The sequence below is a fragment of the Novosphingobium sp. FSW06-99 genome, from assembly GCF_001519065.1.
GTDB lineage: Bacteria > Pseudomonadota > Alphaproteobacteria > Sphingomonadales > Sphingomonadaceae > Novosphingobium.
The window spans coordinates 1-25,033 of sequence record NZ_KQ954260.1 but is presented as its reverse complement, the minus strand read 5'-3'; the positions used below and the strand labels follow the sequence as shown (position 1 = coordinate 25,033).

General features: G+C 65.0%; 22 protein-coding genes. 12 read left to right on the top strand and 10 right to left on the bottom strand.

Going from position 1 to position 25,033, the window contains the following annotated elements; genetic code table 11:
• Positions 1–7: 7 nt before the first annotated feature.
• The 3 genes from AQZ49_RS16110 to AQZ49_RS16100 are packed head-to-tail and all read right to left on the bottom strand — an operon-like array spanning position 8 to position 3,263.
• Positions 8–898, bottom strand: a complete 891-nt coding sequence (locus AQZ49_RS16110) for a carbohydrate ABC transporter permease (RefSeq protein WP_067617867.1) — start codon at positions 896–898, stop codon at positions 8–10.
• The gene (locus AQZ49_RS16105; RefSeq protein ID WP_067617864.1) at positions 895–1,944 is read right to left on the bottom strand and encodes a carbohydrate ABC transporter permease; all 1,050 of its coding nucleotides are present in this window, start codon (positions 1,942–1,944) and stop codon (positions 895–897) included. The genes AQZ49_RS16110 and AQZ49_RS16105 overlap by 4 nt, the downstream gene beginning before the upstream one ends.
• Positions 1,944–3,263, bottom strand: coding sequence for a sugar ABC transporter substrate-binding protein (locus AQZ49_RS16100; protein ID WP_197411087.1), 1,320 nt, complete (start codon positions 3,261–3,263; stop codon positions 1,944–1,946). The genes AQZ49_RS16105 and AQZ49_RS16100 overlap by 1 nt, the downstream gene beginning before the upstream one ends.
• A 251-nt stretch (positions 3,264–3,514) precedes the next feature.
• Between AQZ49_RS16100 and AQZ49_RS16095 the strand changes: the two genes are divergently transcribed.
• The 4 genes from AQZ49_RS16095 (at position 3,515) to AQZ49_RS16080 (ending at position 10,305) form a co-directional block, all read left to right on the top strand.
• On the top strand, positions 3,515–6,175 hold the full coding sequence (locus AQZ49_RS16095) for a TonB-dependent receptor (RefSeq protein WP_067617858.1): 2,661 nt from the start codon (positions 3,515–3,517) through the stop codon (positions 6,173–6,175).
• Positions 6,176–6,250: 75 nt separating this feature from the next.
• The gene (locus tag AQZ49_RS16090) at positions 6,251–7,567 is read left to right on the top strand and encodes a sugar porter family MFS transporter (RefSeq protein ID WP_231739275.1); all 1,317 of its coding nucleotides are present in this window, start codon (positions 6,251–6,253) and stop codon (positions 7,565–7,567) included.
• Positions 7,568–7,604: 37 nt separating this feature from the next.
• Positions 7,605–9,194: a glycoside hydrolase family 32 protein gene (locus AQZ49_RS16085; protein ID WP_067617852.1), complete on the top strand. Its 1,590-nt coding sequence runs from the start codon at positions 7,605–7,607 to the stop codon at positions 9,192–9,194.
• A gap of 94 nt (positions 9,195–9,288) precedes the next feature.
• Positions 9,289–10,305 (top strand): LacI family DNA-binding transcriptional regulator, encoded by a 1,017-nt coding sequence (locus AQZ49_RS16080; RefSeq protein ID WP_067617849.1) that lies wholly within the window; start codon positions 9,289–9,291, stop codon positions 10,303–10,305.
• 13 nt (positions 10,306–10,318) lie between these two features.
• Here AQZ49_RS16080 and AQZ49_RS16075 read toward each other — a convergent pair whose 3' ends face one another.
• The 3 genes from AQZ49_RS16075 to AQZ49_RS16065 form a co-directional block, all read right to left on the bottom strand.
• Entirely contained in the window at positions 10,319–11,059 is a 741-nt protein-coding gene (locus AQZ49_RS16075; RefSeq protein WP_067617846.1) for an MBL fold metallo-hydrolase, read from the bottom strand.
• 38 nt (positions 11,060–11,097) lie between these two features.
• The gene (locus AQZ49_RS16070; protein WP_082701836.1) at positions 11,098–11,982 is read right to left on the bottom strand and encodes an alpha/beta fold hydrolase; all 885 of its coding nucleotides are present in this window, start codon (positions 11,980–11,982) and stop codon (positions 11,098–11,100) included.
• A 73-nt stretch (positions 11,983–12,055) separates the two neighbouring features.
• Positions 12,056–12,736, bottom strand: a complete 681-nt coding sequence (locus AQZ49_RS16065; protein ID WP_067617843.1) for an alpha/beta fold hydrolase — start codon at positions 12,734–12,736, stop codon at positions 12,056–12,058.
• 125 nt (positions 12,737–12,861) lie between these two features.
• Between AQZ49_RS16065 and AQZ49_RS16060 the strand changes: the two genes are divergently transcribed.
• Entirely contained in the window at positions 12,862–13,836 is a 975-nt protein-coding gene (locus AQZ49_RS16060; RefSeq protein WP_067617840.1) for a GlxA family transcriptional regulator, read from the top strand.
• Positions 13,837–13,846: 10 nt separating this feature from the next.
• Here the strand turns inward: AQZ49_RS16060 and AQZ49_RS16055 are convergent, their stop codons facing one another.
• Complete coding sequence (locus tag AQZ49_RS16055; RefSeq protein ID WP_067617837.1) at positions 13,847–14,761, bottom strand: LysR family transcriptional regulator; 915 nt, start codon at positions 14,759–14,761, stop codon at positions 13,847–13,849.
• A gap of 107 nt (positions 14,762–14,868) precedes the next feature.
• On the opposite strand from AQZ49_RS16055, the gene AQZ49_RS16050 reads away from it, so the two are divergent.
• Positions 14,869–15,672, top strand: coding sequence for an alpha/beta fold hydrolase (locus tag AQZ49_RS16050; RefSeq protein ID WP_067617834.1), 804 nt, complete (start codon positions 14,869–14,871; stop codon positions 15,670–15,672).
• Between the two features lie 105 nt (positions 15,673–15,777).
• On the opposite strand, the gene AQZ49_RS16045 is transcribed toward AQZ49_RS16050, so the two are convergent.
• Positions 15,778–16,536, bottom strand: coding sequence for an alpha/beta fold hydrolase (locus tag AQZ49_RS16045; RefSeq protein WP_067617831.1), 759 nt, complete (start codon positions 16,534–16,536; stop codon positions 15,778–15,780).
• 96 nt (positions 16,537–16,632) lie between these two features.
• Complete coding sequence (locus AQZ49_RS22390) at positions 16,633–16,806, bottom strand: hypothetical protein (protein WP_156428347.1); 174 nt, start codon at positions 16,804–16,806, stop codon at positions 16,633–16,635.
• Positions 16,807–17,176: 370 nt separating this feature from the next.
• On the opposite strand from AQZ49_RS22390, the gene AQZ49_RS16040 reads away from it, so the two are divergent.
• The 5 genes from AQZ49_RS16040 (at position 17,177) to AQZ49_RS16020 (ending at position 23,530) form a co-directional block, all read left to right on the top strand.
• On the top strand, positions 17,177–17,788 hold the full coding sequence (locus AQZ49_RS16040) for an HD domain-containing protein (RefSeq protein WP_067617828.1): 612 nt from the start codon (positions 17,177–17,179) through the stop codon (positions 17,786–17,788).
• A 169-nt stretch (positions 17,789–17,957) separates the two neighbouring features.
• Positions 17,958–20,252, top strand: a complete 2,295-nt coding sequence (locus tag AQZ49_RS16035) for a TonB-dependent receptor (protein WP_231739274.1) — start codon at positions 17,958–17,960, stop codon at positions 20,250–20,252.
• A 3-nt stretch (positions 20,253–20,255) separates the two neighbouring features.
• Entirely contained in the window at positions 20,256–21,494 is a 1,239-nt protein-coding gene (locus AQZ49_RS16030; protein WP_067617822.1) for a cytochrome P450, read from the top strand.
• Positions 21,495–21,521: 27 nt separating this feature from the next.
• Positions 21,522–22,406 (top strand): helix-turn-helix domain-containing protein, encoded by an 885-nt coding sequence (locus AQZ49_RS16025; protein WP_067617820.1) that lies wholly within the window; start codon positions 21,522–21,524, stop codon positions 22,404–22,406.
• Between the two features lie 20 nt (positions 22,407–22,426).
• Complete coding sequence (locus AQZ49_RS16020) at positions 22,427–23,530, top strand: NAD(P)-dependent alcohol dehydrogenase (protein WP_067617818.1); 1,104 nt, start codon at positions 22,427–22,429, stop codon at positions 23,528–23,530.
• A gap of 4 nt (positions 23,531–23,534) precedes the next feature.
• Here AQZ49_RS16020 and AQZ49_RS16015 read toward each other — a convergent pair whose 3' ends face one another.
• Positions 23,535–23,987, bottom strand: coding sequence for a tRNA (cytidine(34)-2'-O)-methyltransferase (locus tag AQZ49_RS16015; RefSeq protein ID WP_067617816.1), 453 nt, complete (start codon positions 23,985–23,987; stop codon positions 23,535–23,537).
• Between the two features lie 157 nt (positions 23,988–24,144).
• Here AQZ49_RS16015 and AQZ49_RS16010 point away from each other — a divergent pair.
• Positions 24,145–25,033 (top strand): LysR family transcriptional regulator (locus tag AQZ49_RS16010; protein ID WP_082701856.1); only part of this gene is annotated, 889 nt, incomplete at its 3' end.

Sequence of the window (25,033 nt, the reverse complement as noted above, 5' to 3'; positions counted from 1 at the left end):
GCGATCATCACCCCTTTACGCCGCTGCCGACGACGCTGCGCACAAACCAGCGCTGGAAAAACACGAACGCGATCAGCACCGGCACGGTGATCAGCGCGGCATAGGCCATCACTTCGCCCCAGGCGGTTTTGCGCGCGCTGAAAAACTGTTCCATGCCCACCATCAGCGGGCGCGCGGCCTCACCCGGCACGGTGATCAGCGGCCACAGATACTGGTTCCACATGGCCAGCGCCTGGAGGATCGTCACGGTTGCAAACACCGGCCCCGATGAGGGCACGATGATGTGGCGATAGACCTGCCAGGGGGTTGCCCCGTCGACATAGGCGGCTTCGTCAAAATCCTTGGGGATGTCGCGAAACACCTGATAGAACAGGAAAATCGAAAAGGTGTTGGCGACAAACGGGATGATCTGGACATAGATCGTGTCCAGCCACGATCCGGTCAGCACCACGCCATCGGCACCGAACGCGATCCCCGGCAGTTTGGCCACCAGCAGCATCAGCGGCACGCTGATCGCTTCGAACGGCACCACCAGCAGGATCACCAGCAGCGTGATCACCGCCTGTTTGCCGCGCCATTCCAGCCGCGCCAGCGCAAACGCCGCCAGACTGTTGACGACCAGCCCCAGCGCCACGGTTACCACCGTGATCAGCACCGAATTTGCCAGATAATGCCCGATATGGCCGCGCGCAAAGGCCCCGACATAGTTTGCCCCGGTCAGATCCCCGACCGGCAGCAGCGCGCGGCCACTTTCCAGATCGGCAAAGATCGCGTCGTTGGTCTTTAACGACGAGGCCAGCATGAACAGGAACGGAAACAGGAATACCGCGGCCAACACCACCATCAGCGCATGGAGCGCGAGCCGCAGCGGGATCGACCGGCGTTGCGCGGGCGTCATGCTACACCCCCGCCACGGCGGCGCCGGATCGCCTGCTGCACCACGATCACCAGCGTGATCAGCGCGAAATAGACCACCGATATCGTCGCGCCATAGGCAATGTTTTCCTCGCGCACGCCGTGGCGCACCGCCTCGAACATGACGGTTGCGGTGGTGCCGCGCGGTCCGCCGCCGGTCATCACGTCAACCTGGGTAAACAGGCCGAGCGCGGCAATCGTGGTAACCACGGCGACAAACAGCACGGTCTGGCGCAGGCCAGGCAGCGTGATATGCACAAACCGCTGCCACGCACTGGCCCCGTCAAGCCGCGCCGCATCATACAGCTCCTGCGATATGCCCTGCAGCCCGGCCAGCAGGATCAGCATCTGGAACCCCGCACCCTGCCAGGCCGACATGATCACGATCGCGGGCATCGCGGTGGCCGGATTGCCCAGCCAGTCGACCGGCCTGACCGCGCCCAGGCTGATCCAGCCAAGCGCCTGGTTGAACAGGCCCAGATCCTTGTTGAACAGGAACGCCCAGACCACCGAGACGATGACCATCGACATCACCACCGGCGAAAAGAAGATCGCGCGAAACAGCGTCTGCCCGCGCAGCCCGGCGTTGACCAGCAGCGCCAGCCCCAGCGCCATCGCGCATTGCAGCGGCACCACCAGCACGGCAAACAGCATCGTGTTGCCCAGCGCCTGCAGAAACGCCGGATCGGTGGCGAGCACCGTCACACGCCGATTGCCCAGCCGGAACGCCGTTAACGGGCGATACCCGGCATAGGCGCGATTGCCGCGCGTGATCGACCGCACCCGCGCATAGACCGGCGCGCCCGCCGCACTGCGTTCGGGGGTCTGTACCAGCGCGCCGACCGACAGCAACCGCTGATAATTGCGCAGGCCGACAAACGCGCCGGGCCGGGGCGAGACCAGCCGCTGATCGGTGAATGTCAGGATCACCGCCATCACGAACGGCAGCACCAGAAACAGCATCAGGCCGATCAGCGCCGGCGCGCCGAACAGCCAGGGCGCGATCGGGCTGTGGCGTCGCACGCCCATCACCGTGCCCCCCTCGCCCGCCCGCGATCGTCGACGCCGACCGTATCGGCCAGCGCGCGGTCGATATCGTCGGTCGCATCGTCGAGCGAATCTTGGACATCCTTGCCATCCATCACGTCGCGCATGGCAAATGTGAAGGCATTGGCAATGGTGGGAAAGGCGGGCGTGGCCGGGCGCTGTCGCGCGAACCGCCTCATCAGTTCGAAAAACACGCGCGATTGCCCGTGCGGACCAAAATCGCGCGACAGCGCGGCGGCATGCTCTGTCACGGGAACATTGCCCGATGCATCGCTCATCGCCGCGATCTGCTTGTCCTGCAGCATGAACGTGATGAAGGCCCCGGCCCCGTCCGGGTGCGGACAGGTTCTGCTGATCGCCCATTGCCACGATCCGCCGCCGATCACGACGCCATGCCCGAAATCGGGCGGTGGCAGCACCAGCAGGTCGCTGCCCCAGGCCTTGCGAAAATCCGGTTCCCACCAGTCGCCGCTATAGGCAATCGCGGCGCGCGCTTTGACAAAGGCATTTTCGTCGGGTTCGGCCCGTGCCACCAGCCCTTTGGCAAACAGCGCCTGAAACCACGCACCGAACGCCTGCGCCGGGGCACCGTTCAGCACGCCTTCGGCGCTGGTCATGGTGCGCCGGTCGATCAGGTCGCCGCCAAAACTTTGCAGCATCGGGCTGAAGGCATATGTCCACCAACTGACTTTGTCGTCGCGCGTCGCCAGATCGAGCGGATAGCGATAAGCGCCCTCGGCCTTCAACCGTTCGAGCAAAGTCTGGAATTCCGCCCCGGTCCAGGGTCGGTCGAGCGTGGGCACGCGGGTGTGCATGCGGCGCAGGATCGACGCGCGGGTATAGAGCGCCAGCGCCGCATCGAACTGGCCGACCGCATAGGCATGCCCGCCATAGCGACCGACCGCCGCCGGGCTGACCCGGCGCAACAGCGCGGCCGAAACCTGGCCGTCGAGCGGGCGCAGATGCCCGGCCCAGGCATAGCGGGCGACCATCGGGCTATCGACCGCCACAATGCACGGCATGCGCCCGGCCAGCGAGGCGGCCACGATCGACTGGTCATAACCACCCTGCGGCAGCGATTGTGCGATCACGCGCCAGCGATGCTGCCCGGCGTTGAAGCGGTCGATCAGCACGTTGGTGATCGCCGCCTCATCAAGCCCGACCTGGTTTTTCCACAGCACCAGATCGATGCGATCGCCGCGCGGCGGCGGCGGGCCGCATGACCCGAGCAGCAGGCCGAACAGGACAACCGCGCGACGAACACAATCGATGCGGATTGGCTGCGGGACGAGACTCGGCATGGCCGCCATATAACGCCAAAGTGATGCGACGCGCGTCATGATGATCGCACCCGGCGCGCCGCTCCTCCGCACAATTCCGATCCCCTGCAGCCCTGGCCCTGCCCCCGTGTCATCGACTGGCGCCAAATTGTCAACGTCGACATTTTAAATTGACAACGTCGACAACGGCGATATTCAGGGCTCCGCAGCGCCCCGACGAGGGCCCGCGTTCGTACACTGCGCAATCGCCAAAGGGCGACATGGGAGGGGAAATGACCATACAATTCCGCCATTCGACGAGTCTGCTTGCGCTGACCGCGTCGATCATGACGATGGGCGTCGGCATGACGTCGGCCTATGCCGATGCGCCCGCCCAAACCGCCCCGGCACAGGCCGATCAGGCGCCGCCCGAAGGTATCGGGCTGGAACAGATCGTCGTCACCGCATCCAAAGGCGACAAGACCCAGCTCAAGAGTTCCGTCGCGGTGACCAGCATTTCAAACCAGGCGATCGAGGACTATGCGCCGCGCGGCGAAGCCTCGCTCTACCGGTTGATCCCCGGCGTGCTGGTTCAGGGCGTCAGCGACAGCCCGGGCGGCAATCTCAACATCGCCGCCCGCGGCGTGCCCTCCTATGTCGGCGGCGCCGAATATGTGCAATTGCAGGAAGACGGCCTGCCGATCGTGCTGTTCGGCGATATCCAGTTCGGCAATGCCGACTACTGGATCCGCAACGATCTGGCCAATGCGCGCGTCGAATCGCAGGTCGGCGGCCGCGATTCCACGTTCGCCTCGCAAGGCCCGAGTGCGGTCATCAACTATATCAGCAAGACCGGCGATCGTGACGGCGGGCTGGTCAAGCTGGAAGAAGGCGTCAATTTCAGCCAGAACCGCCTTGATTTCGACTATGGCGGGCATCTCAACGACACCTTGCGCTTCAATTTCGGCGGCTTCGTCAAGGACGGTTACGACCCGCGCCACTTTGGCTATCTGGCGTCCAAGGGCTATCAGATCAAAGGCAACATCACCAAGGAATTTGACGACGGCAAGGGCTTCATCCGCTTTTCATTCAAGCGGATGGATGATCAGGAGCCGACCTATACGGAAAATCCCGTGCTGGCCAATGTGACCACCACCGGCAGCATTTCCAGCGGGCTGACGACCACCGTCCTGCACAGTTTTTCGCAGTTTCCCGGTTTTGACGCGCGCAATCAGACCAACCAGTCGATCTATAACCAGCAGTATCAGGTGCTCAACAACCAGGGCCAGGTGACGACCGCAACGATGCAGGGCATCCATCCCAAGGAAACCGCATTTGGCGGCGAACTGCATTACGAGATCGACAGCAACATCACCATCGACGACAAGTTCCGCTACACCGATGCCAGCGGGGTGTTCAACACGCAGTTCTACAACGCGTTGACCACGTCGAGCCTGATCGGATCGACCGTCAATGGCCAGACCGTCGCGTCGATCAAATATGCCGACGGCCCGCACCAGGGGCAGGCCTATACCGGTGCCTATTACAACGGCAATCCGAACATCAACACCAACATGCGCGATGTCGGCAGCCTGGCCAACGACTTGCGCGTCGAGGGCAAGTTCGCCCTCGATGCCGTCAAGATCACCGCGTTCGCAGGCTGGTTCCACATGCGCCAGACCATCGCCATGGACTGGCACGTCAACCAGACGTTTTCGGATGCCGCGGCCAACGGCGCGATGCTCGATCTGTTCACCGCCAGCGGCGCGCAGTTGACGGCCAATGGCCAGGCCGGGTTCAACAACAACTGGGGCCTTGGCGCCGACAACTACAGCTTCAATTTCACCGACGATGCGCCCTATCTCGATCTGGGATTCAATTTCGGCAAGCTTGACCTCGATGGCAGCTTCCGCTGGAACACGGTGCGCGCCGACGGCTGGAACGATGGCGTCGTGCAAGGGCCGACGTATGCGGTCAGCGATGCGCTCGGCACCGCGCAACTGTCATCGGTCTTGTCCAGCGGGGTGGCGGGCGCCTCGGCGGCGGCCTATGCGCCAGGTGCCGCGCCCGGCAGCACGCCGACGCTGGCCTGCAATCCCTCGATTTGTTCGTCGGGCAATCTGGTCAACTATACCAAGAGCTATTCGTCATGGTCGTTCGGCGCGCTCTACAGCCTGGCCAGTACCACCACCGTCTATGCCCGCATCAGCCGGGGTGGCCGGTTCAACGCCGATCGCCAGACGGTGAATGCCAGCCGTTTCAACGCCGACGGCTCGCTCAACGCGTCAGGCAATGGCGATGCCATCAACTATGTCACCCAGCAGGAAATCGGCCTGAAAAGCCATGGCCGGGTGGTCGGCGGCCAATACGATGTGTCGGCCACTTTGTTCCGCGCGCAACTTGACGAACACAACTTCAATCTGACGGCACCGGCGGGGTCCAACCCGTTCACCGATGCGGTGTTCCACAGCTATGGCCTGGAACTCGATGCCGGGTATCACATCGCGCGGTTCACCATCCAGGCGATCGCGACGTATACCCATTCGATCTATGCCGCCGATGGCGGCGACGCGCCGCTGAGCCTGGCCGGATACCAGTCGCCGCGATCGCCCAAGCTGCAATACGTGATCAGCCCCAGCTATGATTTCGGGCTGGCACGCGTCGGCTTTTCGGTCGACGGCCAGGACGGGACATGGAACTACAATGTCTATGAACCGACCGCTACCACGCCGGGCTATATCAACGCGGTCAAGCTGACGGCGACGACTTTCATCAACGCCTTTGCCACCGTGCGTCCCACCTCGAATCTCGAACTGGGGGTCAATGCCACCAACTTGCTCAACACGCTCGGTTTCCGCAGCGCGGACAATGGCTACACGCCGGGCAGCAACGTGTTGTCGACGGCTGTGGGACTTGGCCGCACAATAACCGCATCGTTGCAGTACAAGTTCTGATCCAGGCCGGGAGGCGGGCCGGTTTGGCAACCGGCACGCCCCCCGATCCTGGCTCACATGACAGGGAACACCCCCATGAATTCCAGCCTGAAGCGGGGCATTTTTGTCGGCGGCCTGTCGGGTCTGCTGTTCGGTTTCGACACCGCAGTGATCGCCGGGACCACCCACGGGCTGGCGCAGACGTTTGATCTCAGCCCCGCCATTCTGGGGCTGACGGTGTCCAGCGCGCTGTGGGGTACGCTGGTGGGGGCGTTCACCGCCGGTATGCCGGGCGATGCGTTCGGCGCGCGCAATTGCCTGCGCGCGATCGCGATCCTGTATGTGGTGTCCGCGCTGGGCTGTTTCTTCGCGCCCGATCTGGCCGTGCTGGTCGCGGCGCGTGTGCTGGCGGGGCTGGCAGTCGGTGCATCGTCCGTGCTGGCGCCCACGTACCTGGCGGAAATCGCCCCGGCCAAGGCGCGCGGCAAGCTGGTCGGCGTGTTTCAGCTCAACATCGTGGTCGGCATTCTGGTCGCCTATTTCAGCAACTATCTGATCGGCCTGCTCGATCTGGGACCGCAGGAATGGCGCTGGAAATTCGGCATCACCGCGCTGCCTGCTCTCGTGCTGGCGGCGCTGCTCTATGCCATTCCCAACAGCCCGCGCTGGTTGGCGGTCAAGGGCCGGATCGACGAGGCGCGCGCCGTGCTGGGCCAGATCGGCAATGCCGACATCGCGGGCGAACTGGCCAGCTATGCCCGCCAGCACACCGCCGCAGCCGGTGAAAAAATCCGCCTGTCGTGGCGCAGACATGCCCGTCCGATCACGCTCGCGGTGCTGGTGGCGTTTTTCAACCAGATGTCGGGCATCAATGCCATTCTCTATTATCTCAACGACATCTTTGCCGCCGCCGGGTTCGGCAAAGTGTCGTCCGATCTGCAATCGGTGATCATCGGGGCGACCAATCTGGTGTTCACCGTGCTGGCGCTCAGCGTGATCGACCGCGTCGGCCGCAAGACCCTGCTGCTGATCGGTTCGGTCGGACTGGTCGCCAGCCTGACCGGGGTGGCGTTCATCGAATTGACCGGAACGCATCAGGCGCTGCTGCTGCCGATGCTGATCGGGTTCATCGCCGCCTTTGCCTTTTCGCAAGGGGCGATCATCTGGGTCTATATCGCCGAAGTGTTCCCCACCGAAGTGCGCGCGCGCGGCCAGGGCCTGGGCTGCTCGACCCACTGGCTGATGGATGCGCTGATCGCCACCGCGTTTCCGATCATCGCAGCCTATTCGAAAGGGCTGCCGTTCGTGGTGTTTGCCGTGGCGATGGCGATCCAGTTCGTGGTGGTGCTGAAATTCTTTCCCGAGACCAAAGGCATCGCGCTTGAAGACATGGAACTGTCGATCAGCCGCTAGATTCCGCGCCGCCTCCCCCATCGAAAGCTCCCTCCCGATGTCCCGTCTTCATCGCCTGTTGGTGTTGCCGCTCGCCGCGCTTGCCGTGCCGGCATCGGCGCAGGCCCCCGTTGCCGCACCCGCCATCCCGACGCGTCAGCCAAACGAGCCGCTGCGACCCGCCTATCACTTCACCCCGCCCGCGCACTGGATGAACGATCCCAACGGGCTGGTCTATTATCGCGGGCTCTATCACTTGTTCTACCAGTACAATCCCGATGCGACGGTATGGGGGCCGATGCATTGGGGCCATGCGGTCAGCCGCGATCTGGTGCATTGGCAGGATCGCCCGATCGCGCTGGCGCCCGATGCCAACGGGATGATCTTCAGCGGCAGCGCAGCGGTCGACTGGCACAACACCAGCGGACTGTCGCACGATGGCGCCCCGCCGCTGCTGGCGCTGTTCACCTATGACAACCCGGCCGCGCGCAAGGCCGGGCAACCCTCGCAGAGCCAGGGGCTGGCCTATAGCCTGGACGCGGGCGAAACCTGGCGCAAATATGCCACCAATCCGGTGCTGCGCGCCGATGCCGGGCAGGTCGATTTCCGCGATCCCAAGGTGTTCTGGCATGCGCCGACAAAGTCATGGGTGATGGCGCTGGCAGTGGGCGACCATGCCGAACTGTTCGGTTCGTCCAACCTGGCCCGGTGGCACCGGCTCAGCCGGTTTGGCGGCGGGCTTGGCGCGCATGGCGGGGTGTGGGAATGCCCCGACCTGCTGCCGATTGCGGTCGAGGGCAGCACCCGGACCCGATGGGTGCTGATCCAGAGCGTCAACCCCGGCGGGCCCAACGGCGGATCGGCAACGCAGTATTTTGTCGGCGATTTCAATGGCACGACATTTACGCCAGACCCGGCCTTTGTCCGCTCGATCGCCGCGCATGGGCCGCGCTGGATCGACTGGGGGCGCGACAACTATGCCGGCGTGGCCTGGTCCGACTTGCCCCGCACCGACCCGCGAACGATCATGATCGGCTGGATGAACAACTGGGACTATGGCCAGAAAACCCCGACCAGCACCTGGCGCAGCGCGATGACCCTGCCGCGCGAGCTGTCGCTGTACCGGCTTGGCGATGGCAGCATGGCGCTGCGCCAGCGGCCGGTGCGCGAAATCCGTGCGCTCGAACGCCCCCTGGTCACCCTGCCCGCGCGCAATCTGGCGGGTGCCAGCACCGTGGCCGTGCCCGGTGAGAGCGTGTCACGCGCGCATATCGAGCTGAGCTTTGCCCTGCCCCGGCATCGCACCAGCGTGGGGATCGAACTGTCGAACAGCCTCGGCGATCGTTACACCTTCAGCTACGACGCCCGGACGAACGCCTTTGTCAGTGATCGCACGCATTCCGGCGCGGTCGATTTCGCGCCCGGTTTCGCCTCGATCGACCGGGCCCCGCGCGCGAGCGGCAACCGGGTGGTCCGCATGTCGTTCTATATCGACACCACCAGCGTCGAGGCGTTCCTGGACCATGGCACCACCGCGATGACCACCGCGCTGTTCCCGCGCGCGCCCTATACGCGCCTGCAGGTGTTTGCCCATGGCGGCCCGGCCAGGCTGACATCATTCCAGGCCCGCGCCATCGCGGTGCAATAGGCGCCCGCCGCGGCCAACAACGATCTGGCCATCCCCGAAACCGGTGCTAAACCAACCCCGCGCGCGTATGGCCCATTGCAGGCGGAGCCCGGGATTGCAGACGATCAAGGATGTGGCCGCACTGGCCGGGGTTTCCGACCGCACAGTGTCGCGGGTCGTCAACGGCGAACCCAATATCAGCGCCAAGACCAGGGCCCGCGTCGAAGAGGCGATCGCCCGGTTGAACTATATCCCCAACCTGGCCGCGCGCATGGTGCGCACCAACCGGTCGGGCGTGATCGGCCTGATCACCGACGTGGTCGCCACCACGCCGAATTCGGTCGACATCATCAGGGGGGTGCAGGACCGCGTATCGCGCGCCAATCTCAGCCTGCTGATCGCCAACACGTCGGGCGCAGCGGGCGAAGAGGCGCGCATCTGGCGCACGTTTCAGGAACACCGCATCGACGGCGTGCTGTTCGCGACGATGTATCACCATGCCATCACATTCGACCCGGCCACGCACAACATGCCGACGGTCCTGCTCAACTGCTTTGCCGCCGGGCGCGACGATGTGCCCGCGATCCTGCCCGACGATTATCAGGGCAGCCACGCCGCCACCTGCCATCTGATCGCGCAGGGCCACACCCGCATCGCCTATGTCACGCTCAACCCGCTGATCCTGGCGGCGGAATTACGCGGTGCGGCATTTGTCGACGCGATGGGCCAGGCCGGGTTGCCGATCCGGCCCGACTGGATCAGGCCGGGTATCGTCGGGGCGGTCGGCGAGGAAGTGATGTGCGCCTACGACGCGGCCAGGGACCTTCTGGCGCGCCCCGCCGAAGACCGCCCGACCGCGTTGCTGACCGGCAACGATGAAATCGCCATGCAGTGCCTGTTTGCCGCCGCCAGTCTCAATCTGCACGTGCCCGACGATATCGCGGTGATCGGCTTTGACGATTTTCGCATCATTTCCGAACAAGTGGTTCCCCCGCTGACGACTATGGCGTTGCCCTATTACGAGATCGGCATGCGCGCGGCGGACAAGCTGTTTGCGATCTTGGCCGGGACCGACGATCAGCCGACCATCGAACGCCTGGCCTGCCCGCTGGTCGAGCGACGCACGGTCTGACCCGCGCAAACCATTATCCGTGCGCGCAACCCTGGTGTGGCAGGGCGGCAAGCACTTGCGCATGGCGCAGGACTTCTCCGGCACCCAGCGGCCCGCCATGGCCCATGTGGAAACGCTGCGCGCCGCCGGTGACCATCCGCGTCAGTTCGCGTGCGACAGTGTGCGGATCATCCTCGAACGGAGGCCGGGTCGCCCGCCCGGTGAAGGCGATGCCGCCGATCAGGATGCCCGAAGCAACCAGATCGCCGACCACCACCTCGCGCGAGGCGAGTTCGACCGCGATCGAGCCTGGGGTGTGCCCGGCGGTGTGGCGCACCACGCCCTCAACCCCGAAATCGTCCAGGCGCACCTGATCACCATCGGACATCAGCATATCGGGCACAAACCCCTCATAGGGCTCATGCGGCAGCGGCGTTTTCAGGAAAAACCGGCCGAACGGACCGGTGGGGCAATACGTCATCGGCGTCTTGCGGCTGTAGAAATCGGCATCGTCCTTGTGCGCCAGGATCGGCGCGCCGGACAATTGGCGCAGGCGCGCCGCGCTGCCCGCATGGTCGGTGTGGGCATGGGTGACGATGATCAGGCGGATATCGCCAAAGGTCAGACCATGGCGCGCCAGTACGCGCGCAATCTTGCGCTCGGAGCCGGGAATCCCGGCATCGACCAGGATGCAGTCCTGCCCGTTCCTGATCAGAAAGGCGTTGACCATGCCCAGCGGCAGGATCGGAATGCGGATGATTTCGGGGCTGTTCATGGGCAATTCCTCGATTGGTGGCTGGCACAATGGCCGGGTCAACGACGGCTGGCGGGATGGACGACCGGCGTGTTCATCAGGGCAATGCCGCAACGCGCGCACAGGCCGCCGATGGGGTGCGCGGGCACGGCGAACCCATCGCCTGCCGTTTGCGCATGGACAAAGTCGCGCAGCAGACCGGCAACGGCAGCGGGCGCCTCATAGGGTGACAGATGCCCGACACCGGGCAGCACATGGAACTGGGCGTGCGGAATGCGGGTCAGCAATTCGCGGCGCAGCGTTTCGGGCGGATCGACGCGATCGTCGGCACCCGAAATGATCATCACCGGCACCGCAATGGCGGCCACGGCGGCGGTCAGGTCTTCCTGGCTCGATTCCAGCGGCCAGGCGAGGCGCGCGGCCGGCGCACCGGCCAGGCTGTCGGCAACCACGGTTTCCAGATCCTGCACGGTCAGGCCATGCGGGGCGAGCACGTGTTCGACAGCGGCAGTCACGCTGGCGCGATCATCATAGGCACGCACCATCGCGCGCCGTGCGTCAAGCGGCAGGCCCAGCGGCCCCGGCGGCGGCGGTGCGACCAGCGCGACGCCGATCAGCCCGGGCGGGCAACGCGATGCGATCAGTTGCGCGACTTTGCCGCCCATCGAATGGCCGACGAGGACATACAATTCCAGATCGAGCGCCGCGATCACCGCCATGGCGTCATCGGCCAGATCGGCCAGCGCATAACCGGTCGGCGGGGCGTCAGACTGTCCCCAGCCGCGCTGGTCGATCGCAACGGTGCGAAAATCCGGCGCCAGCCGATCGACAACATGCCGCCAGGTGCGCGACGATCCGCCCCAATAGTGCAGAAACACCAGGGCGGGCACACCTGCCCCGCGCTGTTCGACATGCAGCCTGACGCCATCGGCAACAACGATCATGGCACGCGTCCCTTGAAGAGTGCAGAGGCGGCGGCACAACGTGCGCGCCGCCTCGCCAGTGGGGTGCAACCGGTCAGGCGGCTGCGTCGACGATGAAGCGCGCGACGGCTTCGGGCTGCGACAGCATGGGCACGTGGCTGGTGTTCACATGCGCGACGGTGGCGTTCATGCGGGCCGCCATGCGTTCCTGTTCGATCTGCGGGATCGCGTGATCCTGATCGCCGATCAGATAGAACGTCGGCCGGGTGCGCCATGCCGCCTGGGTCAGCGTGCCGCCCAGCGCGGCGCCGTTGATCGGGCCCTGCGTGGCATAGACCACGGCCTTTTCGGCGGGATCGAGATCCTGGGCAAACAAGTCGAACACGCCGGCCTGCGACAGCGAGAGAAAGCCTTCGGCGTCGGGGATGATGGCGGCGCCCAGCGGTGCGGCCTCGAACTGTGCGAACAGCGTACCGGCGGATTCCCCGGCATCGGGCGCAAAGGCGTCGATATAGACCAGGCGCGCCACTTTGGGATCGTTGCCGGCTTCGCCAATGACCGCACCGGCATAGCTGTGGCCGACCAGCACGATCGGGCCATCAGTCAGTGCGATGGCGCGGCGAACCGCAGCCACGTCGGCTTCAAAGCTTGTCAACGGCAGTTGCACGGCGGTCACCGAAAGTCCCTGGGCAGCCAGCAGCGGGATCACCTTGCCCCAGCTCGAACCGTCGGCCCATGCGCCATGAACCAGAATTGCGTGCGATACCTTGGTCATTGTCTTGCTCCATGTTTGACCGACCCTGATTGGTCGTTCATTCGATGACCAAGGTTTAGACCAAAGACCCCTTGGCAGAAATGACATATAAACGGCAAATTCTGCCATAATCACGGAGACTGGCCATGCCCCAACCCGGCCTCGCAAGGACAATCTGGTTCATCGTGTTTCCAGGCTTCGAACTGCTCGATCTGGGCGGGCCGCTGTGCGCGTTCAACCTGGCGATCGACTATCACCATGCCGCCTACGAAGTGCGCGTGGTGTCGGCGGCGGGCGGCCTGGTGCGTGGATCGTCGGGCGTGGCGATCGATACGATCGCGCCGCCTTCGCCGGGGCATCTTGATACATTGGTGGTGGTCGGCGCGCCTTCGGCCGAAGTGCTCGACCGCCAGAGCGAAACGGTCGATCTGGTCCGCGCACTGGCCCCGCGCGCACGGCGCAAGGCAAGCGTGTGCACCGGCGCGTTTCTGCTGGCGGCGGCGGGCTTGCTGGACGGCCACCGCGCGACTACGCATTGGCGCTATGCCCCCGAACTGCAACGGCGCCATCCTTTGCTGCGGGTCGATGCCGACCGGATCTTTGTGCGCGAGGACGATATCTGGACTTCGGCGGGGATCACTGCGGGCATCGATCTGGCGCTGGCGATGATCGAGGAAGATTGCGGCATTGCCACGTCCAAGGCGATCGCGCGCGATCTGGTGGTCTATCACCGGCGGAGCGGCGGCCAGTCGCAGTTTTCGACCATGCTCGAACTCGAACCCCGCCCCGGCCGCATCCGCGATGCGCTGGCCTATGCGCGATCACACTTGCGCGAACGCCTGTCGGTCGAACAACTGGCGGATGTCGCAATGATCAGCCCGCGCCAGTTTGCGCGCCAATTCACCGCCGAAACCGGCGAGACCCCGGCGCGCGCGGTCGAACGCCTGCGCTGCGAGGCGGCGCTGCCGCAGATCGAGGCGAGCACCGAGCCGCTCGACCAGATCGCGATCCAGGTCGGTTTTGGTGACATGGAGCGCATGCGCCGCGTCTGTCTGCGCATTTACGGGCAGACGCCCCAGGCCCTGCGTCGCCGTGGCCGGGCGCTCGAAGCCGCAGACTGACCGGACGGGATCACGCGACTGCGGCATCCCAGGGCAGGCTGCTGCCCAAACGATCGACCAAAAAATCGATGAATGTTCTCAATTTCAACGAGATATGGCGGTTCGAGGGATAGACCGCGTGAATTGCCAGATCGATCGTGCGGTGGTCGGGCAACACTTGCACGAGGTCACCCGTGGCGATCCTTTCGCCAAACACGAAGCTGGGACCATAGGCCACCCCGCCACCGCGCAAGGCGGCTGCCAACAGCAATTCCATGGTGTTGGCGACCATCCGCGTGGGCCCACCGATCATATGCGAGGTGCCGTCGGGATCGACAATCGTCCAGTCCCCGGCGGAAATCGCATCGCTGAAGGCCAGGCGCGGGGCACTGCGCAAATCGGCAACCGTGCGCAATGCGCCGTGCCGGTCGAGAAACGCGGGCGCGGCGCAGAACACCATGCGGCACGGCGCCAGACGCCGCGCCACCAGGTCTGAATCGCGCAGCCGGCCAATTCGCACCGCCACATCGATCGCATCGGCCAGCAAGTCGATATAGCGGTCGCTCAGCACCGCCTCGATGGCAATTTGCGGATAGAGCGCCATGAAATCGGCGATGACCCCGCTCAGGTGCATGGCGCCAAACGTATAAGGCGCAGCGATGCGCAACGTGCCGTGCACCACGGCCTGGGCCTGTGCGGCTTCGCGCCTGGCATCCTCATATTCGTCGAGGATGCGCCTGCTGCGCGCGTAATAGGCGCGTCCCGCCTCGGTCAGCGACAGATGGCGCGTGCTGCGCTGCATCAGCCGCACATTCAGATCGGCCTCGATCGCCGCGACATGCTTGCCAGCCATCGATGGCGACAGACCATGGCGCCGCGCCGCAGCGATCAGGCTGCCCTCGTCGGCTGCGGTCACGAACACCGCCATGCTGGTCAAGCGGTCCATTGGCCATCCTTTCGATCACCACACTATCGATCGGTGATAGCGGCGCGTCGATTATCAACAAGGGGGATGGAACCTATTTTCGCGGTCAACGTCGGCCATGCCGGCCGATGACGGAGACAGACGCGGTGATTGTGGCGAATGGTATTGACCTTCATGTCGAACGGCAGGGTGATCAGGGACCGGCGATCGTGTTCCTGCATTACTGGGGCGGCTCTTCGCGCACCTGGCATCACGTTACGGCCCGGCTGGCGCCGTCCTGCCGCACGATCGCCATCGACCATCGCGGGTGGGGCCGGTCGGACGCGCCACCGGCCGGCTATGCGCTGGCGGATCTGGCCGCCGATGCCCTCGCCGTGATCGGGCAGCTTGGTCTGGACCGGTTCGTCATCGTCGGGCACTCGATGGGCGGCAAAGTGGCGCAGTTGATGGCGGCAGGCCGCCCCGCCGGGCTCGACGGACTGGTGCTGGTGGCCCCCGCACCGCCCACCCCGCTGGCGCTGCCCCCGGTCGCGCGCGACATGATGGCCACTGCCTATGCCTCGCGACACAGTGTCGAGCAGACCATCGACCAGGTGCTGACCGCCACGCCGCTGGCTCCCGCCGACCGCGAACTGGTGATCGAAGACAGCTTGCGCGGTGCCCCGCAGGCCAAGCTGGCGTGGCCGACGGCGACCAGCCGCGAAGACATTTCGGGGCTGGTCGGGCAGATCGCCGTTCCCACTCTGGTGGTGTGCGGGGCTGGCGACCGTGTCGACAGCCCGGCCATCATCGAGGCAGAACTGATGCCGCGCATTCCCCATGCCCGGCTGACAGTGCTGCCCGACATCGGCCATCTGGTGCCGCTCGAAGCGCCCGCAGCGCTGGCCGCAGCGATTGCAGAGTTTGTCAACGGCCTGAAACCGCGCGCCTGAAGCGCGGGATTGCCAACCCGGCGATCCGACTATGCCGCCAAAGGGGGGGCCATGGCCCGTCCCGCCCGGTTCGGGCGGAGACGGGCCATGGGTTCTATCCCAGGCCTAGCCGGCGTCGCGCGCCGCGCGCTCGATCACATCGGCGACCAACCGGGGCTGCGACACGAACACCGCATGGCTGCCGGTGATTTCGGTCACTTTGGCACCCGCCCGCTTGTACATCGTGCGTTCCAGCGCGGGGTTGATCATGCGGTCCTGCGTCGCCACCACGGCATAGCTGGGCTTGGTTTTCCAGGCCGCCGCGGTGATTGGCGTGCCAAAGATGTCCGCCTTGATCGGCACTTGCGAAATGGCCATGAACTGCGCCTCGGCAGCGGGCACATCAGCGGCAAAATCGGCCGGGAACTGGGCCGGATCAACCTCCAGATAGCCATCGCCGATCGGCACGATGCTGTTCGATGCGGGCGGATTGCTGCCGGTCAGCGGCCCCAGGCGTTCGCCTTCATCGGGCGCAAAGGCGGCGACATAGACCAGGCTGGCGACATGGGCGTTGTTGCCCGCCTCGGTGATGATCGCGCCGCCATAGCTGTGCCCGACCAGCACCGCCGGGCCCGTCTGATGATCGAGAATGCGGTTGGTTGCCGCGACATCGTCGGCCAGCGAGGTTTCGGGTTCCTGTACCACGCTGACGGTATAGCCGTCCTTGCGCAGGATCTCGGCAACCGGTTGCCAGCCCGATCCATCGGCAAAGGCGCCGTGAACCAGGACGATGGCGCGCACCGGTGCACCGGCGGGGGCGGCAACCGCGGCGCCCGACAGCGCAAGGAACGAAGCAGCGGCAAGCAATGTGCGAACGGTGGTCATCGAAAGTCTCCTGTGGGAACATGGATGAGGGCAAGCGCCATCGCCTCCGCCCGCAGGCAGAACGACGCGCTTTGGTCGGGGGTGGATCGGGTGCCGCTAACGACCTGTCAGCAGGCGCAACCCGAACGCCGGACCCGATCGCACCAACAGCGGCAATGTGTCGCGCAGTTCGACCGGAAGCAGGGCCAGACAGGCTGCACCAACGGTGCCGGCCAACCGGTAGGTGACCGCATCAGATGCGGCGGAGGTGTGATTGGGTTCGAGGTGCATCGCCGGTCTCCATCTGACACTTTGGATGATCGGCGATTTTCCGTGCGATGGCTATGGGATCGATCCCATGGATCCTGCCACGATCATCGCATAAACTGCCAACATCGCCCCCCGGCCCGGATTTCGGGTGTGGCACGATCGTGCCGCACCGGGCACCGGAATCGCCCGTAACCTGCTGCGACTGGTGCCCGCACCCCGTTGTGGAGCGTATCAGGCCATACGCCCGGACCGCGCCGGCCGTGGTTACGCCGATGGCGTGCAAGCGTGCCACTATCGAGTGCCGATACCAGAAAGACGATTATCCGCAGCCGCGCGTAAAGCTAGGACCGATGCGATTTTGGTCCAGCCGCCCAGCCAGAGGGAACGCCCGATGCCCCACCCCGATACGCCCATTGCGCTGGCCGCGTTGCAGCTTGCGCGCGACCATCTCGATCCGTTCCTGTTCAACCATGTCATGCGCAGCCATGCCTTCGGGCGCGAAGCGGCGGCGCTGCAAGGGCTGGTCTATGATGAAGAGCTCTATTTCGTCGGCGCGGTGCTGCACGATCTGGGCCTGGTGGAACGGTTCATCGGCCAGGACCGGTTCGAGATCGACGGTGCCGATGCCGCCGCCGAATTCCTGTCGCGACAGGGCTATAGCGATGCCAAGATCGCCGTCGTGTGGGATGCCATCGCATTGCACAGTACACCCGGCGTGCCCCAGCGCAAACAACCGGAAATCGCGCTGGTGCAATTGGGCGCAGGGATCGACATCGGCGCAATCCCGCGCGCGCTGGTGACGCCTGAAAGCGTCGAGATGATCCTGGCCGAATATCCCCGGCTCGGCTTCAAGCGCGCCATGCTCGACGCGATGGCGGCGGTAATCCGGCGCAAGCCGATGACCGGCGCGGTCAATCTGATGGGCGAAGTGGGCCGCGACCACGCCCATTTGCCAATTCCCGGCTTTTGCGCGATCGTCATGAACGCCGAATTCGACGAATGACCAGTGCGCATGCCCGATCGGGCATGCGCACCACAAGAAATGTCAAAAACCGCAGCAAGTGTGGCTAAAGCCTGCGTCCCCGGCGCGGCGTAGATCCTGTCTCCAGAAAAAATCGAAAAGGCCCAGCGTGCCGCAGATGCACGCATGGCCAGGATGGGAGAGACGGGACATGGTAGCATCGAGCGCCTTGCGCATGGTGATCGCGGGATTTTTGTGCGGGGCAGTCAGCCCGGCCTGGGCCGCCGCTGGCGATGCCCCGGCGGCACCGGCCACCGACAGCGCACCGCCCACCGGCGAAATTCTGGTCACCGCGCTGCGGCGATCGGAATCGGTGCTGAATGTGCCCTTGTCGATTTCGGCGGTCAGCGGCAATGCGCTGGCGGCCAAAGGCGTGACCAATTCGGTCGATCTGGCCGAAGTCGTGCCCAATCTGCAGGTCAGCACCAATTTCGGCACTGCCCAGCCCAACTTTTCGATGCGCGGGATATCGGTCGCCAACGAATACAATTCGAACCAGGTCTCGCCGGTCGGCGTCTATATGGACGATGTCTATCTGGCGGCGCGGGCCAGCCACGGCATGGGGCTGTTCGATCTCGACCGGGTCGAAGTGCTGCGCGGGCCGCAGGGCACGCTGTTTGGCCGCAACACCACCGGCGGCGCGATCGATTTCATCACCAGGGGCCCCAAATTGCAGGGCGACAACGGCTATGTCGATCTGGGCTATGGCAATTTCAACACGTTCACCGCGCAAGGCGCGGGCGAAATCACCACCGACGATGGCCAGTTGGGCATGCGCGCGGCGATCAATTATGTGAAGGGCGACGGACAGTTCGCCAATGTGGCGCCGGGCGCCATGCGTCCGGGCAGCCAGGATACATTGCAGGGCCGTTTTTCGGTGCGGTTCCGCCCCACCGGCAGCGGGTTGGATATCAAGCTGCGCGCCTATGCCGGGCGCGACAACCCCACCAGCACGCCGGTGTTCGGCCCGGCATCCGCGCGACAGGGTCTGGATTTCTTCACCGTCAACGAAGGCAATGTGGGGTATGACCGGACCAGCGCCTGGGGCACTGCGCTGACCGTGTCGTACGCGTTCACGCCGGGCCTCACGGCAACCTCGATCACGTCCTACGACGGGGGGCGGCTGAACATGCAGTCACCGTCCGATGGTACGCCCGAAAGCGGCGCCTATGCCCCGGCCGATTTTGGATCACCGGTTACCGGCGAGGGCGATCTCTATATCCACTGGCATTCGATATTCCGCCAGTTCACCGAGGAAATGCGCGTCAACTACGAATCCGGAAAGCTGAAGCTGGTCGGCGGCGTGTTCTATGGGTGGGACCGCACCACCACCGACAACGATTTCAACATCGGCGTCGCCACGCTGGGTGCGGTCGGGTACTATCAGCACTATGTGCAGAACCGCTATTCGGTCGCGACGTTTCTGCAGGGGGATTACCAGATCACCCCGCGGCTGAGCCTGACGCTCGGGCTGCGCGAAACCTGGGACAAGGCGCTCTATCAGAACGGCACGGCCGATGAATATTTCGGCGGGTTCCTGCTGGGCGCGGGCGAAACCCCGCTGGCGACAACGGTGTGCACACCTTCGGCACCCGGCGCGGCCTGCACGCCCGGTTCTGCGCCTTATGCGGCGGCGGGCAACAATGCAGCGCTGACCGGGCGCGCCTCGTTGAACTACAAGCTCGACGAGGGTCTGCTGGCCTATGCCAGCTATAACCGGGGCTATCGCTCGGGCGCGTTCAATGGCGGTGCCTATACATCGCAGACGGGCATCGACTATGTCCTGCCCGAACGGGTCAACGCCTATGAAGTGGGCCTGAAAGGACACCTGTTCGATCACGCGCTGACGTTCTCGACCGCCGCGTTTTATGACGATTACCAGAACCAGCAGTTGCAGAACACGCTGCCGGGGCCGGTCGCGATCCTGGTCAACGCGCCAAAGTCGGAAATCTATGGCGGCGAGCTTGAGGCGACCTGGCATGCCCTGCCCACGCTGGCGTTCAACGGATCGCTGGGCCTGCTGCACGCCAAATACAAGGAACTGACCCTGCAAGGCGTCGATCTGGCCGGACAGGATCTGCCCTTTGCCCCGCACGTGACCGCCCAGGCGGGTGTGGACTGGGCGGTCTGGCGCCAAGGCGCCGATGAAATCAGCCTGTCGCCCAACCTGGCCTATACCAGCCATGTCTATTTCACGCCGTTCAATCTGGTGAACGCCAACGCGTTGCAGGCCAACAGCGAACTGCAACAGAACGGGTATACCAAGGTCAACGCGCAATTGGTGTGGAAACATGCCGGCTATGCGGTCCGCGCCTGGGTCAGCAACGCGTTCAATACCAAAGTGCTGGCCTATGGGCTCGATCTGCGCGGTGCGGGGTTCCCCTACAACTTCCTCGTGCCATCCACCCCGCGCACGTTCGGCATCAGCGTTCACGCCGGTTTCTGATCCATGGCCGACATCGCCCCATCGCGGCCCGATCTCAAGAACCCCGATCTCTATATCGAGGCCATGCCGCATGCGCTGTTTGGGCAATTGCGGCGCGACGAACGCGTCTATTGGAACGCGGAAAGCGACGGACCCGGGTTCTGGGCGGTGCTGCGCCATGACGACATCGTCGAGGTTTCGCGCCAGCCCGGCCTCTATTCATCGGCGCATGCCCATGGCGGCCACCGCATTTTCAACGAGAATGAAGTCGGGCTGACCGGGGCGGGTGACAGCGCGATCGGCATTCCGTTCATCTCGATCGATCCGCCCCTGCACACGCAGTACCGCAAGCTGATGATGCCCGCCGTCGCGCCGGGGCGGCTGGCGGGGATCGAGGATCGCATCGTCGCCCGCACCGCGGCCTTGCTCGACGCGATCGAGCCGGGGCGGCCGGTCGACATGGTGCAGGCGCTGTCGGCGCCGTTGCCGCTGATGACTTTGTGCGAATTGCTCGATCTGCCGCCCGATGTCGACTGGCGCGATCTCTATCACTGGACCAACGCCTTCGTCGGTGAAGACGATCCCGAATTCCGCCAGAGCCCGGAAGCCATGGGCGCCATTCTGGCCAGCTTTTTCGCGCTGATGCAGCGCCTGTTCGCAGCGCGCAGACATGGACCGGGCAACGATGTGGTGACCCTGCTGGCAAGCGCCGACGTGAATGGCGAGCCGACACAGTTTCGCGATTTTCTGGGCAACATGATCCTGACGCTGGTCGGCGCGAACGAGACCACGCGCAATTCGCTCAGCCACACGATGGTCAACTTTGCCGCCAACCCGGCGCAATGGGACATGGTGCGCGCCGACCCTGCGATCCTGACAACGGCGGTGCGCGAAATGGTGCGCCATGCCAGCCCGGTCATCCACATGCGCCGCACCGCCACCGCCGACACCGTGCTGGGCGGCAAGGCGATCAAGCGCGGCGACAAAGTGGTGCTGTGGTATGCCTCGGGCAATCGCGACGAAACCGTGTTCGATCGCCCCGATGCTTTTGACATCACGCGCGGAAACATTCAGCATCTGGGCTTTGGCCACGGGCAACACGTCTGCGTGGGGTCGCGTCTGGCCGAAATGCAATTGCGGGTGGCATTCCGGTTGCTGGCCGGGCGGGTGAAGCGGTTTGACCTGCTGTCCCCGCCGCGTCGGTTCCGGTCGAATTTCATCAACGGGCTCAAGACCCTGGAGATGATCCTCGAGCCGGCGTGACCGCTCGCGCGTTTGGGAGAAACGTTCATGGCTGCACACCCGCGTTTCAACCCCGCCGGGACTTGCGAGGCGATCATTTCCGATGCGCTGGGGCGCGGGCCCGACATGCAACTGGGGTCGCAGATCGATGGCTGGCAATTGTGCCGCTGGCGCCAGTTTGTCGGATCGTATGTGGTGCCCGCGCTGCCCGAACCGCTCTATACCGTGCATATCGCGGGACAGCAGCACAACCGCACCTGGCTGAACGGCGGGTGGAGCGAACATGCCTCGATGCACGGATGCGCCACGATCGTGCCTGCCGGACAGCAGACCGGCTGGCTGATCGATGGAGAGCTGGATGTGGTGACGCTGAGCGTGGCGTCGGACCAGTTGCACAAGGCGCCCGCCGCCGACCAGTTCCGCACGATGCGGTTTGCCTTTTCCGATCCGCTGGGCGCGGCGCTGACCCGGCAGGTGCTGTCGGAACTCTATGCCCCGCAAAGCGATGAACGCGAAGTCTATGTCGGCGCGCTGGTCAATGCGCTGAAGGCGCATATCCTGCGCGGCGCCAATTCGATGTCGGCCAGCGAAGTGCCGACATCGGCGTTTTCCTCGTACCGCATCCACCATGTCATGAACGGCATCCTGCGGCACCCCGAAGCGCAGCATTCGCTGGAGGAAATGGCCGACATTGCAGGGCTGACCCCGTCGCATTTCTGCCGCGTGTTCCGCAAGGCAACCGGGCTGACCCCGCATCAATATGTGATGAAGACCCGGCTCGACAAGGCGCAGCAGCTCTTGCACCAGACCGACCAGTCGATCGCGATGGTCGCCGAAGGCCTGGGCTTTGCCAGCCAGAGCCATTTCACCCGCGCCTTTCGCCAGTTCACGGGCGAGGCGCCGAGCGAATTCCGCAAGCGCGCGCGAACCTGATCGTAAAGGACACCACCACCGTGCAGATCACCGCCGCCGTCGCCCGTGCCCCGCACGCCGATTTTGCCCTCGAAACACTCGATCTGGCCGCGCCCGGCGCCGATGAAGTGCTGGTGGCGATCGCGGGCGTCGGATTGTGCCACACCGACATCGTGTTTCGCGACCAGTTCGTGCCGTTTCCGCTACCCGCCGTGCTGGGCCACGAAGGTGCCGGGGTGGTCGTGGCGATGGGCCCGGGCGTCACCAAAGTCGTGCCCGGCGATACCGTCGTGCTGGGCTTTGCCAGTTGCGGCACATGCCCGCGCTGTGCCGATCACTTGCCGTCCTATTGCCGCGAATTCGTAGCGCGCAACTATGCCGGGGTGCGGCCCTGCGGCACCAGCCCGCTATCACGCGACGGCGTGCCGGTGGCAGGGGCGTTCTTTGGCCAGTCCTCGTTTGCCAGCCACGCGCTCGCCGATCAGCGCAATGTGGTGAAAGTCGATGCGACAGGGCTCGATCTGGCCATCCTCGGGCCGCTGGGCTGCGGGTTGCAGACCGGGGCTGGCGCAGTGTTGCGGGCGATGGATTGCCCGCCCGGCAGCACGATCGCGGTGTTCGGCGGCGGCCCGGTCGGGCTGGCCGGGGTGATGGCGGCCCATCACCGGGGCTGTGCGCGGATCATCCTGATTGAACCGGTGGCCGCGCGCCGCGCCATCGCGCGCGACCTTGGCGCCACCGAGGTGATCGATCCGGCCACCGGCGATGTTGCCGCAGCCTTGCGCGCGCTGGTTCCCGAAGGGGTCGACTTCGCGCTGGAAACCAGCGGCCAGGTCGCCGTGGCCCAGGCCGCGCTTGCCAGTCTGGCCAGCCGGGGCATGCTGGGGCTGGTCGGCGTGCCGCCCCGGCCCGACGACGCGCTGTCGCTCAATCTGGCCGCTGCGATCACGTATGGCCAGCGCATCATCGGCATCATCGAGGGAGACAGCGATCTCGACGGGTTCATCCCCGAATTGATCGCGCTGCACCGCGCCGGACGTTTTCCGTTCAACCGGCTGATCAGCACTTTCCCACTCGCCCGGATCAATCACGCAATCGCCGCGCAGCACCGGGGCGAATGCATCAAGGCCGTGCTGATCCCGTAACCCGTCATTCCGGCAGGCCACCGGTCTGGCGCAAGGCCTCGCCCAGCGCCAGCGCGGCAGACGTTGCCAGGTTCATCGAGCGCACTTGCGGCCGCATCGGCAGGCGCACGCGCGCCGGGCACGCTTCGGCAACGGCACCGGGCACGCCCGCGCTTTCCTTGCCAAACAACAAGATATCGTCCGGTCTGAAGGTGAATTCATAGGCCGACTGGCGGCTCTTGGTGGTGAACAGCACCAGGCGACCAGTGCCGACGGTGGCCGCAAACGCGTCAAACCCGGCATGCCGCGTGACGCTCACATGATCGATATAGTCCATCGCCGTGCGGCGCACACGGCGATCGTCCCAGGCAAAGCCCATCGGCTCGATCAGATCGACAGCCGCCCCCAGGCACGCACCAAGGCGCAGAATGGCGCCGACATTTCCGGCAATTTCCGGTTCGAACAAGGCAATTCGCATGCCCGTTCCATGCCGCCGCAACGGCGGCCTGGCAAGCGCGGCGGCGGGAAATCGAGCCGGGCGCCGCGGGCAGATCGTCACCGGGCCCGATCAGGCATTGATCAATCCGGCGCTTGCTGTGCAGGGTGCGTCGGCGCACCATGCTGGCGAGGAATTGATGACGCTCGAACAATTGCGGATTTTCGTCGCGGTGGCCGAACGTGAACATGTCACGCGCGCCGCCGAGATGCTCAACGTGACCCAATCGGCGGCAAGCAGCGCGATCGCCGCGCTGGAGGCGCGACACGATACCAAGCTGTTCCACCGGGTCGGACGCGGCATCGAACTGACCGATGCCGGGCGCATGTTCCTGGTCGAGGCGCGCGCGGTGTTGGCCCGCGCGGCCAGCGCGGAACTCGCGCTGTCGGAATATGCCGGGCTGAAGCGCGGCAATCTGCGCCTCGTCGCCAGCCAGACGATCGCCGGATACTGGCTGCCCGAACGCCTGGCCGCGTTTCACCAGCGCTATCCGGAGATCGAATTGTCGGTCGCCATCGCCAACACTGAAAACGCCGCGCAATCGGTGCTGACCGGCGAGGCGGAGCTGGGCTTTATCGAAGGCGCGATCGACGAGCCCGCGCTGGCGCACTGGAAAATCGGCACCGACCGCATGTTGCTGGTCGGTCGCGCGCAAGTCGATACGGTGACCAATGACTGGCTGAAAGATGCGCCGTGGATCATGCGCGAGCGGGGATCGGGCACGCGATCGACGTTTGAAAGCGCGGTGGTCGATCGCGGCCTGTCACCGGCAGACCTCAACGTCGTGCTGACCCTGCCTTCGAACGAAGCGGTGCTGGCGGCGGCGCGCGCGGGCATCGGCTATGCGGTGCTGTCGCAACTGGTGGTGGCCCCCGCCATCGAGGCACGCGCGCTGTTTGCCCTGCCGTTCAATCTGCCCGAGCGGTGGTACTTTGGCCTGCGCCAGAAGGAGCGCTATCGCAGCAAGGCCGCCGACGCCCTGCTGGAGGTGATCAAGGGGTTCGATGCGCACTTTGACTGGACGATCT

What these genes read in the sequence shown, in the direction of transcription:
- AQZ49_RS16110 (WP_067617867.1), bottom strand. Translation starts at nt 898, where the DNA reads ATGACGCCCGCGCAACGCCGGTCGATCCCGCTGCGGCTCGCGCTCCAT.
- AQZ49_RS16105 (WP_067617864.1), bottom strand. Translation starts at nt 1,944, where the DNA reads ATGGGCGTGCGACGCCACAGCCCGATCGCGCCCTGGCTGTTCGGCGCG.
- AQZ49_RS16100 (WP_197411087.1), bottom strand. Translation starts at nt 3,263, where the DNA reads ATGCCGAGTCTCGTCCCGCAGCCAATCCGCATCGATTGTGTTCGTCGC.
- AQZ49_RS16095 (WP_067617858.1), top strand. Translation starts at nt 3,515, where the DNA reads ATGACCATACAATTCCGCCATTCGACGAGTCTGCTTGCGCTGACCGCG.
- AQZ49_RS16090 (WP_231739275.1), top strand. Translation starts at nt 6,251, where the DNA reads ATGAATTCCAGCCTGAAGCGGGGCATTTTTGTCGGCGGCCTGTCGGGT.
- AQZ49_RS16085 (WP_067617852.1), top strand. Translation starts at nt 7,605, where the DNA reads ATGTCCCGTCTTCATCGCCTGTTGGTGTTGCCGCTCGCCGCGCTTGCC.
- AQZ49_RS16075 (WP_067617846.1), bottom strand. Translation starts at nt 11,059, where the DNA reads ATGAACAGCCCCGAAATCATCCGCATTCCGATCCTGCCGCTGGGCATG.
- AQZ49_RS16070 (WP_082701836.1), bottom strand. Translation starts at nt 11,982, where the DNA reads ATGATCGTTGTTGCCGATGGCGTCAGGCTGCATGTCGAACAGCGCGGG.
- AQZ49_RS16065 (WP_067617843.1), bottom strand. Translation starts at nt 12,736, where the DNA reads ATGACCAAGGTATCGCACGCAATTCTGGTTCATGGCGCATGGGCCGAC.
- AQZ49_RS16060 (WP_067617840.1), top strand. Translation starts at nt 12,862, where the DNA reads ATGCCCCAACCCGGCCTCGCAAGGACAATCTGGTTCATCGTGTTTCCA.
- AQZ49_RS16055 (WP_067617837.1), bottom strand. Translation starts at nt 14,761, where the DNA reads ATGGACCGCTTGACCAGCATGGCGGTGTTCGTGACCGCAGCCGACGAG.
- AQZ49_RS16050 (WP_067617834.1), top strand. Translation starts at nt 14,869, where the DNA reads ATGACGGAGACAGACGCGGTGATTGTGGCGAATGGTATTGACCTTCAT.
- AQZ49_RS16045 (WP_067617831.1), bottom strand. Translation starts at nt 16,536, where the DNA reads ATGACCACCGTTCGCACATTGCTTGCCGCTGCTTCGTTCCTTGCGCTG.
- AQZ49_RS22390 (WP_156428347.1), bottom strand. Translation starts at nt 16,806, where the DNA reads ATGCACCTCGAACCCAATCACACCTCCGCCGCATCTGATGCGGTCACC.
- AQZ49_RS16040 (WP_067617828.1), top strand. Translation starts at nt 17,177, where the DNA reads ATGCCCCACCCCGATACGCCCATTGCGCTGGCCGCGTTGCAGCTTGCG.
- AQZ49_RS16035 (WP_231739274.1), top strand. Translation starts at nt 17,958, where the DNA reads ATGGTAGCATCGAGCGCCTTGCGCATGGTGATCGCGGGATTTTTGTGC.
- AQZ49_RS16030 (WP_067617822.1), top strand. Translation starts at nt 20,256, where the DNA reads ATGGCCGACATCGCCCCATCGCGGCCCGATCTCAAGAACCCCGATCTC.
- AQZ49_RS16025 (WP_067617820.1), top strand. Translation starts at nt 21,522, where the DNA reads ATGGCTGCACACCCGCGTTTCAACCCCGCCGGGACTTGCGAGGCGATC.
- AQZ49_RS16015 (WP_067617816.1), bottom strand. Translation starts at nt 23,987, where the DNA reads ATGCGAATTGCCTTGTTCGAACCGGAAATTGCCGGAAATGTCGGCGCC.